This window comes from Cytobacillus firmus, from assembly GCF_023612095.1.
GTDB lineage: Bacteria > Bacillota > Bacilli > Bacillales > Cytobacillaceae > Cytobacillus.
The window spans coordinates 2,199,175-2,211,262 of the sequence record NZ_CP086235.1; the positions used below are offsets into that span (position 1 = coordinate 2,199,175).

Here is a 12,088-nt window from a genome sequence, read left to right on the forward strand (position 1 = left end):
TTGGAGGTGAATGAGTTGGGGAAATTTATTGCTAACAAGCTATTGCAATATTTAATCGTGATACTTTTAATGCTGACGCTTAACTTTTTATTGCCACGGCTTATGCCGGGAAATCCATTAGTGTTTTTAGCAGGGGAAGATGTAGGGTTTATGTCGAGTGCTGAAAAAGAGGCCATATTAGATAAACACGGACTCAATGACTCCCTCCTGGAGCAATATGGCACTTATATAAAAAATATTTTAACCGGTGATTTTGGATATTCGTATCAACAAAAAAGGCAAATCTCTGAACTGTTAATGGAGCGTCTTCCCTGGACAATGCTGCTTACAGGACTGGGACTTGTAATTTCTACAATTATCGGTGTAATGTTTGGGGCCATTTCTGCCTGGCGCAGGGGGACAAAAACGGATGCTAACCTTCTAACAGTTTTCATGTTTTTAAGTGCAATGCCTTCTTTCTGGGTTGGGATGATCTTAGTGTCCGTTTTTGCATCTCAATTAGGCTGGCTTCCAGTTTTCGGAGCGGAAAGTGCTTGGTCTAATCTCTCTGGTATTGATAGATTGATTGACATTGGTGAACATCTCATCCTGCCGCTGACAACTCTTATTTTAATATCTGTAACAAGTACGTTCATGATTATGCGCTATTCAATGTTAAATGTACTTGGCGAAGATTATATTATGATGGCAAAAGCAAAGGGAGTAAAGGATAAGGTTATTAAATATAAACATGCGATGAGAAATGCACTTCTTCCCGTTGCTACAGTATTCATGCTGAGTTTAGGTTTCACATTGGGCGGTGCTACAGTGATTGAAACTGTATTTGCCTACCCCGGTGTAGGGCGGTTAATGTTTGAATCGGTTTTAAGCAGAGATTATCCTCTGATCCAGGCGACATTCTTAATTATCACTTTCAGTGTAGTTATTGCTAATTTTCTAGCCGATTTAATTTATCCTTTATTGGATCCAAAGGTGGGAAGCGGCAATGGTTAATCAAAAATGGAAAAGTTATTGGCAAGTACTTACCTCTAATAGTCTTGGTGTTTTTGGGTTATGGCTATTAATTATCTTTTTGCTGATTGCACTCCTTGCACCAATCATTGCACCTTTTGACCCGACTGAAAGAGTGGGAGCCCCCTTCACCGAACCGAACACAAAATTTTTATTGGGCACAAATGATGTAGGACAAGACATTTTAAGTGAACTTTTATATGGAACAAGGATTTCACTCTTAATAGGAGTTATTGCTGCTTTTATATCCATCCTTATTGGGTGCCTTGTTGGAGTGATTTCAGGCTACTATGGCGGCAAGGTTGATGCATTTTGCATGAGATTGGTAGACTTAGTGCTTGTTATCCCGTTTCTGCCACTGATGATTTTATTAGCAGCTTTTATAGGCCCAAGTTTCTGGAATATTATACTTGTTATTAGTCTGCTTTCCTGGGCTAGTCCAGCCAGGGTAGTAAGGTCACAGGTACTAACTTTAAAAACAAAAGGGTACGTGGAGGCTGCAAAATCAATTGGCACCGATATTCGAGTCATCCTTTCCCGCCACATTTTACCGGGTGTCATACCGATTGCTCTTTCCCAATTTGTTTTGGCAGCAAGCAACTCCATCTTAACAGAGGCTTCACTGAGTTTTCTCGGTCTTGGGGATCCATTTACAAAAAGCTGGGGAACCATTCTATATTATGCTCAGGCTAGAGGAGCTTTTTTAACAGATGCATGGATTTGGTGGGTATTACCGCCAGGTGTGCTGATTACCACATTGGTCATTGGGTTTGCGTTTACAGGCTATTCGCTTGAAGAGGTCCTGAATCCACGATTACGAAAGGAGCGATAAATCATGAGCACCGTGTTATCTGTAGAGAGCCTTTCTACGTACTTTAAAACGGATAAAGGGATAGCTAAAGCAGTAGAGAATGTGTCCTTTACGTTAGATGAAGGTGAAATGCTAGGATTAATTGGTGAATCCGGCTGCGGCAAAACAACAGTTGCTCAATCTATATTAAGATTAATAGAATACCCGGGAAAAGTGGTTTCTGGAAGTGTCTTATTAAATGGAAAAGACCTTTTAAAGGCTTCTGAGAAGGAGCTTTATTCACTAAGATGGAAAGAGATTTCTGTGATTCCGCAAAGTGCCATGAATGCATTGAATCCTATTTTTACAGTGGGAGATCAGATAATGGAGTCGATCCTCCTTCACGAGGATGTTAATAGAACCGAAGCTCTGGAGAGGACAAAAACTCTCCTTGAATTGGTGGGGATTGATGGTGATCGATGGAAGAGCTATCCCCATGAATTCAGTGGAGGGATGAAACAAAGAGTCGCCATTGCAATGGCATTGGCATGCAATCCGAAGCTGGTCATTTCAGATGAGTCCACGACAGGACTGGATGTTTTAACGCAAGCACAGGTAATTGCCCTTATTAAAAACCTTCAAAAGAAAATGAATCTTGCCGTGATTCTTATATCCCATGATTTACCTATGGTAACAGCTATATGCGAAAAAATTGCCATTATGTACGCGGGGAAAATTGTGGAATGGGCAGCGACTGATACTATTTTGAACAATGCCAGACATCCATACTCCCGGGCGCTTTTAAATGCTACGCCTGATTTAAGTGAACCAGAGAAGGAAGTAGTGTCTATACCTGGAAGTGTGCCAAATCTAGTGAATTTCCCTAATTCCTGCCGTTTTCATACAAGGTGTCCTTACGCTTTCGAAAAATGTCGTCAAGAAAGTCCAGACTTGAAAGAGGTTAAGCATGGCCACTACACAGCCTGCTTTTTAGAGGAGGAAGGACAAAATGGATAATTCAATTCTTTTAAAAGTCTATAATCTGAAAAAAACCTTTATAAAAAAATCTGGAACGTTCTTAAAAAGAAAGAAAGTAGATGTTTATGCAGTCAATAACGTAAATCTTGAAATAAAGCGGGGCGAAATTCTGGGCATTATTGGTGAAAGCGGGTGCGGTAAAACTACAACTGCAAGAATGGTCATGCGTTTGATGAAAGAAACAAGCGGAGAAATAAACTTTGATGGAGTTAACCTTTGCAAATTAAAAGAATCTGAAACATATCAATTCAGAAAAAAAATGCAAATGATTTTTCAGGATCCTTATGATACCCTAAATCCTGGAATGAGAATACTTGATATATTAATGGAACCAATAAATGCTCATGAAAAAGAATTGCCATACGAACAAAAAGTTAAAAAAGTTACTGAAGCTATCGAAGCAATCGAGTTAAAACCTGCTGAAGATTTTATTCACAGATATCCTCATCAGTTAAGCGGAGGACAAAGGCAGAGAATTGCCATTGCGAGAGCCATCATTTTAAAACCATCCTTTATAGCTGCAGATGAACCAACATCTATGCTTGATGTCTCCGTGAGAGCCGGCATTTTAAACTTATTGCTGGATTTAAGAAAAAAGATGGGGCTGACGATGATGTTTATTACACATGATTTATCTACTGCCAGTTATATGTGTGACCGGATTGCTGTTATGTACCAAGGGAAAATCGTTGAAATAGGACCGACGAAAAAAATTATCCAGCATCCTTCACATCCTTATACAAAAGCACTTGTTGCGGTTGTAAAGGACCTGAATAACTTCATCCAGAATAGAGAAAAGCTGATACTTGACGGAGAAGTCGATGCCACAAGGGATGAAAAGGGCTGTCCATTTGTATCGAGATGTCCTCATAAAGAAAGTGTTTGTCATACTCATTTTCCTGAGCTCGAAGCAGTGAATAGCGGCCATTTAGTATCCTGCCATTGTCATACTGATTTATTGGAAAAAACATCATAAGAGAAAGGATATGGAAAGATGGACAACAAGAGAAAGAAAATAAAGATTGCAGTAAACGGCGGTATTGATTTTGGGGCGAAACTGTCTGCGAAACAATTGCTCCTTATCGCAAAGCATATGGGTGATCATGACCAACTTGAATTAACCACATTTCAACAGATTTATATTGAAGTTTTTGAGGATGATAAAGATAGTATTATCGGAGAATTTGAAAAAGCAGGGCTGCATTGTTACCCTGTGGGGAGTTTTGTCAAAAGTTTGAGAACATGCAATTTTTGTAAAGGAGCAGAAGAAGAAGGTATGCCGGTAGCTAAGGAATTAAATCGTCGTATTTCGGGCAAGCCAGTTCCTTTTACATTAAAAGCTGCTTATACAGGCTGTCCGGTAGGCTGCGGTGAACCACTTATGAATGATATTGGCATCATGAAAATGCAGGATCATTACGATCTGTATATTGGCGGTAAATCAAAAGGGAGGGATGCCGAAGCAGGAACACTCCTCCTAAATAAACTCACACCAGATGAATTGTATTCTGCCATTGAAAAAGTGATTGATATCTATCAAAAAAATGGCAAGAAAAGGGAAGGGTTTCATAAATTTGTGAACAGAATTGGACGGGAATTCATTCTGGAGAATATTAAAGTTTAGTTTTATTGGGCATATAATGTACTTTTACGTTAACTATTCCTTTTTTATTTTTAAATGCTTCCCGCTTTACATACTATACGGGGGTATAATATAATAGTAGTGCAAGGAGGGAAACCAAATGGTATCCGAGACAAAAAATAATCCTATGTTACTTGAAGAAGAGAACTGCTGTGCTAATGGAACTGACAGAAAAAGTCATCATTCCGATAAGGTAAAGAATAACCTGGTTACACGTTTAAATCGTATTGAAGGACAGATCCGCGGAATAAAAGGATTAATCGAAAAAGACACTTATTGTGATGACGTGATTACTCAAATTTCTGCTACTCAGTCTGCATTAAATAGCGTAGCAAAAATACTCTTAGAAGGACATCTTAAGGGTTGCGTGGCAGACCGGCTTCAAGAAGGAGACACGGAAGTGTTAGACGAGGTTCTTGTAACGATTCAAAAATTAATGAAAAAATAAGGAGTTGTTAAACATGGAAAAAGTGACAATAAATGTAGAAGGTATGTCATGCGGACACTGCGTGAAAGCAATCGAAGGCAGCGTTGGAGAATTAGCAGGTGTCTCACAAGTAAATGTCCACCTTGAAAATGGTACCGTTGATGTAGAGTTCAGTTCAGCGGAAGTAACTATTGAGAAAATTAAAGAAGCCATTGATGATCAAGGATATGACGTGAAGTAAACTTTTTTATAATGCTTGTTAAAACAGAACGTGTATATAGAACACGTTCTGTTTTTATAAATCTGACTATACTAACAGTTTAGCTAATTATTCTTGTGCTATTAAATGGTGATTCTACATAAAAGAAAATAACCAACTAAAATTTTCGTTATCTGAGTAAAACCGATTGACATATAGGGTAGAGGGGTATAGTATATGAGTATAAAGGATTTTATTTCTATCTATCCCCGACAGGGTAAAGGAGTGAAATGATGAGTAGTGCAGCCTTGAAAGAAGTTCAATTACCCATTTCTGGGATGACATGTGCAGCCTGTGCCACCCGCATCGAAAAGGGCTTAAATAAAATGGAAGGCGTCGAGAGTGCAAATGTTAATTTAGCATTAGAGAAAGCATCAATCTTGTATAATCCGGAGGTCACGGAAGTTGCGAATTTTGAAAAGAAGGTTCATGATCTTGGATATGATGTTGTTAAAGAAAAAGCCGAATTTGATTTAATCGGAATGACATGTGCAGCTTGTGCCACACGCATTGAAAAAGGGTTAAACAAACTCGATGGTGTTAAAAGCGCGACGGTAAACCTGGCGCTCGAAACAGGAACTGTAGAATATAATCCTTCAGAAGTCGGCATTCAGGACATGATCAACAAGGTTGAAAAAATTGGCTATGAAGCAAAATTAAAGAAGGATAGTGAAGATACTGCTGATTATCGGGCAATGGAAGTGGAGAAACAAAAAGGGAAATTTATTTTTTCATTGATTTTATCCCTTCCTTTATTATGGTCGATGGTCGGGCATTTTGAATTTACGTCCTTTATATATGTCCCGGATATGTTTATGAATCCCTGGGTACAGCTGGCTCTTGCTTCACCGGTACAATTTATTGTAGGTAAGCAATTTTATGTAGGTGCTTATAAGGCCCTTCGGAATAAAAGTGCCAATATGGATGTGCTGGTGGCTTTAGGAACATCAGCTGCCTTTTTCTACAGCTTATATCAATCCATTCAATCAATTGGGTCTAATGCACATATGGTGGAGCTGTATTACGAAACCAGTGCTGTCTTAATCACTTTAATTATTTTAGGTAAATTATTTGAAGCTCGGGCCAAGGGCCGCTCTTCAGAAGCAATTAAAAAGCTAATGGGCCTTCAGGCAAAAACAGCTACAGTGTTACGGAATGGAAGTGAAATGGAAATCCCCCTCGAGGAAGTAGTTGTTGGGGATATCGTCTATGTTAAACCGGGTGAGAAAGTACCCGTTGACGGTGAAATTGTAGAAGGCCGCTCCGCAATGGATGAATCGATGTTAACGGGTGAAAGTGTCCCTGTCAGTAAATCAATCGGAGATTCTGTAATAGGCTCAACACTCAATAAAAACGGGTTCTTAAAAGTGAAAGCAACGAAGGTCGGAAGAGATACAGCCTTAGCCCAGATAATAAAAGTCGTTGAAGAAGCTCAAGGATCTAAAGCCCCTATTCAACGGGTAGCGGACCAAATCTCGGGTATATTCGTCCCAACTGTTGTTGGAATTGCAGTTGTTACTTTCTTAATCTGGTATTTATGGGTCAGTCCAGGTGAATTTGGTGAAGCCCTTGAAAAACTTATTGCCGTCCTTGTTATTGCTTGTCCGTGTGCGCTTGGTCTAGCAACCCCAACATCTATCATGGCAGGGTCTGGACGTGCGGCAGAATATGGAGTGTTGTTTAAAGGCGGCGAACACCTTGAAGGAACACATAAAATTACTACTGTAATTTTAGATAAAACGGGTACAGTGACAAACGGTAAGCCCGTATTAACTGATATTTTAATTGAAGGAAATATGGATGAAGAAACATTTCTTACATTAGTAGGTTCAGCGGAAAGACAGTCTGAACATCCATTGGCAGAAGCAATTGTGCAGGGAATTAAAGAAAAGAATATCTCTTTGCAGGACGTACAAGAATTTGAAGCGATTCCGGGACACGGAATCAAAGCGAGTGTTAATGGACGTGAATTGCTAATTGGAACAAGAAGGCTAATGAATAAATTTAATATTTCTATTGATTCCATAATAGGGAAAATGGAAAATCTCGAGGATAACGGAAAGACTGCCATGCTTGTCGCAGTTGATGGAGATTTTATTGGAATCATAGCTGTGGCTGATACTGTAAAGGAAACGTCAAAAGCAGCGATTAAACGTTTGAAGGATGCTGGACTTGAAGTGATTATGATTACAGGTGACAACAAACGTACCGCACAATCGATTGCAAATCAAGTAGGAATTGACATGGCAATTGCGGAAGTTCTTCCTGAAGGCAAAGCTGATGAAGTGAAAAAACTGCAGGCTCAAGGGAAACAGGTGGCGATGGTTGGTGATGGAATTAATGACGCACCGGCTTTGGCAGTAGCCGATATTGGCATGGCGATTGGAACCGGAACGGATGTTGCGATGGAGGCTGCGGATATTACGCTCATTAGAGGGGATCTCAATAGTATCGCTGATGCCATCTTAATGAGTAAAAAGACAATCCGCAATATTAAGCAAAATTTATTCTGGGCATTGGCATATAATTCCCTTGGCATTCCGATTGCAGCAGTAGGATTCCTAGCTCCTTGGCTTGCAGGGGCAGCAATGGCATTCAGTTCAGTTTCTGTCGTGCTTAATGCACTTCGCCTGCAAAGAGTAAAATTAGAGAGGTGAATTTAATTTGAAAAAATGGATGGTTTCAGCAATTGCCTATCTGCTTGTTGTTATGGGGGCGTATTATGCGTACAGCTCCTATTCGGAAACAGGTGCAGAAGAAGTGAGTCATGCCGATGAGGCACATAATAATGATGAAAAAACTAAAGATGCAGCAAGTGAAGAAGATAGCGGACACGATGACAGCCACAATGAACATGAATCAGAAACCAGTGTGGAAGGTGATGTTCAGCCACAAATCCAACTGGAAAGTGAAGAAATCATTATCACCTTAAAAAATAATAATGGAGAAATTGTTTCCGATTTAGAAGTAAACCATGAAAAGCTCCTTCATTTAATCGTTGTCAGCTCAGACTTGAAGGAGTACAAACATTTACATCCTGAAACGGATGAGCCTGGTATTTTTAAGGTGAAGCACAACCTAAAACCAGGTGAATATAAGGCTTTTATTGATATAAAGCCAAAAGACTTGGCCTATACTGTTAAGCCTGTTCCTTTTGTAATAGGAGAAGATCACGGGGATCACGAGCACAATGCCCTTCAGCCTGATAGCAATCTATCCAAGCAAATTGGTGGCCATTCTGCATCATTAGCTCTTTCTTCATTCAAGGTAAATGAAGAAATTGAGCTAAAGTTTAATTTAAATGGGGAAGTTCCTGAACAATATCTTGGTGCATTGGGACATGTGGTCATTCTTGATGAAAAGGCGGAAAACTATATTCATGTTCACCCGCTTGAGGGTAACGAACCATTGTTTGAAACAGAGTTTACAAATCCAGGAATCTATAAAATCTGGGCAGAATTCCAGTTTGATGGAGAGGTTTTTGTCTTCCCATATGTAATTGAGGTAAAGTAGGCAGGAAAACGGTTCCTTTTAGACAGGGGAACCGTTTTTATTTTTAAAAACTTAGAGTTTAATTAAAGAACTTTAATAATCTATCAAACACTCTGGAGCAACAAACTGAGTCCCAGGGGAAGACCGCGTTTTCCTAAAAAATCAAAAATAATTAAAGAATATTATTGCAATTTGCTTCCCACTATTGGTATGATAATCCTCCGCGCAAATGACATACATACGAAAAATGAAATGAAAAGGAGCTGATTGTGTGAAGCAGGAATTCATCGAAATTATGAATGCAAGAGTAAACAACCTGAAGAATATCAATCTTCAAATTCCAAAAGGAAAAATCACAATCTTTACAGGTGTCTCTGGTTCCGGTAAATCATCCATTGTCTTTGATACGATTGCCCAGGAGGCAGGCCGGCAGTTGAATGAGACGTACAGCAGTTTTCAGCGGCTTTTTCTTCCGAGATATAGCCGCCCGGAAGCAGATGAAATCAACAATCTTTCTACTGCCGTTGTTGTTGATCAAAAACGGCTCGGGGGAAATGCCCGATCCACACTTGGAACCGCTACAGATATTAATCCTCTTCTTCGACTGTTATACTCCCGGTTTGCAGAACCTCATATAGGGTACAGCAACGCCTATTCTTTCAATGATCCCAGCGGCATGTGCCCAAAGTGTGAAGGGATTGGGAGAATTATTACGCTGAATCTTGATGCTGCTCTTGATAAGGAAAAAAGCTTAAATGAAGGTGCTATTCTGCTTCCGGGCTTTGGACCTGGAACATGGCAATGGAAAGCATATGCGGAATCCGGATTCTTCGATAGTGATAAGAAAATTAAGGATTATACAGAAGAAGAGTTTAATAAGCTTGTCTTTGCAGAACCGGAAAAAGTGACTGTCAGTTATATGAATAATGATATGAATGCCACCTATGAGGGTCTGGCCGTCAAATTTATGCGCCAGCATGTGAAGAGGGACAAAGAGACGTCTAAAGCGGGTGAGAAGCTCCTGAAGACCTTCAGCACGATGACTGTTTGCCCTTCCTGCGGAGGAAAGCGGTACAACGAAAAGGTGCTTTCATCCCAGATCAAAGGCTATTCCATTTATGATCTGACATCCATGCAATTGGATCAGCTTATAAATACTCTTCCAAAAATCATCTCACCTGAAGCAAAGCCAATCGCTGACGGGGTCATGGAACGTCTGCAAAATCTGTGTGATATTGGTCTCGGCTATATGGATCTGACAAGAGAAACGCCAACCTTATCGGGCGGTGAATCCCAAAGGGTGAAAATGGTTAAATATTTATCCAGCAACTTAACAGGCCTTATGTACATATTTGATGAACCAAGCACCGGCCTGCATCCGCGAGATGTCCATCGGTTAAATGAATTGCTGGTCCGCTTAAGGGACAGAGGCAATACCGTGTTAGTTGTAGAGCATGATCCGGATGTCATCCATATTGCTGACCATATCGTTGATGTGGGGCCACATGCGGGGACAAACGGGGGAGAGATCATGTATACAGGCAGTTACGGGGAATTCTTATCTTCTGATACATTGACTGCCAATTATTTAAACCGCAGTGCAGAGCTGAACACAAATCCGCGCCCGGTCTCTGATTTTATGGAAAGCAGGAAAAGCACGCTGCACAATTTAAAGAATGTGATTCTTTCTGTTCCAAAAGGGGTATTTACGGTGATTACCGGGGTAGCAGGTTCCGGAAAAAGTACACTGGTGAATGAAGTGTTTGCAAAAGATTTCCCGGACGCTATCCGTATTGACCAAAGTCCGGTCCATGCCAACATCCGGTCCAATCCGGCCACTTTTACCGGCATTATGAATTCGATCCGCAAGTCATTCTCTGATGCAAATGGAGTGGAGAGCGGATTATTCAGCTACAATTCAATCGGTGGATGCCCAACATGCGGAGGCACCGGGACTGTTGAGATCAACTTATCCTTTATGGATACCATGGAAGTCGAATGCAGTGAATGTCATGGAAGCCGTTTTAGGCAGGACGTGCTCCAATACTTATATAAGGGCAAGAATATTGTTGAAATCATGGAGATGTCTATTGCGGCCGCAGTGGAATTTTTTGATGCAAAAGACATCCAAAGAAAACTCAAAGCACTAAACACAGTCGGTCTGGGCTATTTGTCACTCGGACAGCCGCTGACCACTTTGTCAGGAGGCGAATGTCAAAGACTTAAGCTGGCAAAGGAATTGAATACAAAAGGCAATATTTATATACTGGATGAACCGACAACGGGATTGCATATGTCCGATGTCGCCAATATTTTGGAAATCATTCATAAATTGGTGGAAAAGGGCAATACCGTTATCGTCATTGAACATAACCTGGATGTCATCCGGAAAAGTGACTGGATCGTGGATCTAGGTCCGGATGGAGGTGCAGGGGGCGGTGAAATCCTGTACGAGGGACCGCCGGCAGGGATTTTGGAATGTGAGCGTTCGGTTACGGCGCAGCATCTGTAAGGAATCAAATGGCCATGGAATTTATTGCATGGCTATTTGTTTTGTTATTTATAAACAGCTTTGAGTTTTAAACAGACGGATAGGGAGTGGCAAAATACTTTGATTCGGGCACATAGAACGGAATATCTAACAGGTTTTGGATTATATCTAACATATGCTAGGTTTTATCTAACATAAATTTGAACTTATCTAACAGGTTCTGAGATTTATCTAGCATACTTTGAAGTTTATCCAACATTTAGCACAATTGCTCTTTAAAGTTTATGGGAAAATTGCTTTTCAAGATTTTAGAGTATTTATTACTTTCGCTCCAAAATATTGTGCTCGGAATAAATTATCTACACGGCACTTCTCTATGTGTATTTTGAAATTCTAGTACATACAAAGCATTCCAAAAGAAAAGGAGGTGCCATTGTGACAGTTTTTATCTTCATAAATATATACTTAACACCGGTTTTAGGAATTGTCTTCTGTATTAGTCTGGTTGAGATCTTAAAGAAGGTCAAAAAGGATCAGCCAACCGGGATGTACACGTTTCTGCTGACCATTTCCTTTGTGCTGATAGTATGGAGTATAGCTGTAACTGCCTCTATAGGTGTTTAAATTACGATAGAGGAGTAATTTATCAGCCATAAAAAAAGAATGTCCGGAAAATATACAGGACATTCTTTTTAGTTTTTTATTAATTTTTAACTTAATTTTATTCGCTGAGTTGATTGGAGCGGAGGGCACTTGATCCTCGAAAATGCTTTCGCATTTTCTTCGTGCGGTGTTTATTCGGAGAAGCTTATTCAATGTCCTGCGGGAGGAGAGGGAAGTGTGAGACCCCACAGGCGAAGCCGAGGAGGCTCACATTCCTCCCGCGGGTTCGCTGCGTTCCCGCAGCGGAAATCAACGGACAAGATTCATAAACAGAA

The 12,088-nt window shown here is 40.3% G+C and carries 11 protein-coding genes; all 11 read left to right on the forward strand.

The genetic code is table 11. The features are described from left to right. Positions 1-6 precede the first annotated feature (6 nt). The 11 genes from LLY41_RS11190 to LLY41_RS11240 all read left to right on the forward strand — a co-directional run bounded on the left by LLY41_RS11190 (position 7) and on the right by LLY41_RS11240 (position 11,774). Positions 7-993 carry an ABC transporter permease gene (locus LLY41_RS11190; protein WP_304588030.1) on the forward strand — a complete coding sequence of 329 codons (987 nt, stop codon included), beginning with the start codon at positions 7-9 and terminating at the stop codon, positions 991-993. Then, entirely contained in the window at positions 986-1,843 is an 858-nt protein-coding gene (locus LLY41_RS11195; RefSeq protein WP_304585376.1) for an ABC transporter permease, read from the forward strand. Before LLY41_RS11190 ends, LLY41_RS11195 begins: the two co-directional genes overlap by 8 nt. 3 nt (positions 1,844-1,846) lie before the next feature. Next, the gene (locus tag LLY41_RS11200; protein WP_304585377.1) at positions 1,847-2,818 is read left to right on the forward strand and encodes an ABC transporter ATP-binding protein; all 972 of its coding nucleotides are present in this window, start codon (positions 1,847-1,849) and stop codon (positions 2,816-2,818) included. Then, the gene (locus LLY41_RS11205; RefSeq protein ID WP_304585378.1) at positions 2,811-3,815 is read left to right on the forward strand and encodes an ABC transporter ATP-binding protein; all 1,005 of its coding nucleotides are present in this window, start codon (positions 2,811-2,813) and stop codon (positions 3,813-3,815) included. The genes LLY41_RS11200 and LLY41_RS11205 overlap by 8 nt, the downstream gene beginning before the upstream one ends. 18 nt (positions 3,816-3,833) lie before the next feature. Continuing rightward, positions 3,834-4,463, forward strand: coding sequence for an NAD(P)/FAD-dependent oxidoreductase (locus LLY41_RS11210; RefSeq protein WP_095243099.1), 630 nt, complete (start codon positions 3,834-3,836; stop codon positions 4,461-4,463). 118 nt (positions 4,464-4,581) lie between these two features. Next, positions 4,582-4,929, forward strand: a complete 348-nt coding sequence (locus tag LLY41_RS11215) for a metal-sensitive transcriptional regulator (protein ID WP_095243098.1) — start codon at positions 4,582-4,584, stop codon at positions 4,927-4,929. A gap of 13 nt (positions 4,930-4,942) precedes the next feature. Then, positions 4,943-5,149: a copper chaperone CopZ gene (gene copZ, locus LLY41_RS11220; protein WP_304585379.1), complete on the forward strand. Its 207-nt coding sequence runs from the start codon at positions 4,943-4,945 to the stop codon at positions 5,147-5,149. A 251-nt stretch (positions 5,150-5,400) separates the two neighbouring features. After that, the gene (locus LLY41_RS11225; RefSeq protein WP_304585380.1) at positions 5,401-7,824 is read left to right on the forward strand and encodes a heavy metal translocating P-type ATPase; all 2,424 of its coding nucleotides are present in this window, start codon (positions 5,401-5,403) and stop codon (positions 7,822-7,824) included. 7 nt (positions 7,825-7,831) lie between these two features. After that, complete coding sequence (locus LLY41_RS11230) at positions 7,832-8,680, forward strand: DUF8832 domain-containing protein (protein ID WP_304585381.1); 849 nt, start codon at positions 7,832-7,834, stop codon at positions 8,678-8,680. Between the two features lie 250 nt (positions 8,681-8,930). Beyond that, positions 8,931-11,171, forward strand: a complete 2,241-nt coding sequence (locus LLY41_RS11235) for an ATP-binding cassette domain-containing protein (protein WP_304585382.1) — start codon at positions 8,931-8,933, stop codon at positions 11,169-11,171. 414 nt (positions 11,172-11,585) lie between these two features. Further along, on the forward strand, positions 11,586-11,774 hold the full coding sequence (locus LLY41_RS11240) for a hypothetical protein (protein WP_304585383.1): 189 nt from the start codon (positions 11,586-11,588) through the stop codon (positions 11,772-11,774). Positions 11,775-12,088: the final 314 nt, after the last annotated feature.

Bases quoted from the DNA above. Each gene is read 5' to 3' on its own strand.
- LLY41_RS11195 (WP_304585376.1), top strand. From the start codon at position 986: ATGGTTAATCAAAAATGGAAAAGTTATTGGCAAGTACTTACCTCTAAT.
- LLY41_RS11200 (WP_304585377.1), top strand. From the start codon at position 1,847: ATGAGCACCGTGTTATCTGTAGAGAGCCTTTCTACGTACTTTAAAACG.
- LLY41_RS11205 (WP_304585378.1), top strand. From the start codon at position 2,811: ATGGATAATTCAATTCTTTTAAAAGTCTATAATCTGAAAAAAACCTTT.
- LLY41_RS11225 (WP_304585380.1), top strand. From the start codon at position 5,401: ATGAGTAGTGCAGCCTTGAAAGAAGTTCAATTACCCATTTCTGGGATG.
- copZ (WP_304585379.1), top strand. From the start codon at position 4,943: ATGGAAAAAGTGACAATAAATGTAGAAGGTATGTCATGCGGACACTGC.
- LLY41_RS11215 (WP_095243098.1), top strand. From the start codon at position 4,582: ATGGTATCCGAGACAAAAAATAATCCTATGTTACTTGAAGAAGAGAAC.
- LLY41_RS11210 (WP_095243099.1), top strand. From the start codon at position 3,834: ATGGACAACAAGAGAAAGAAAATAAAGATTGCAGTAAACGGCGGTATT.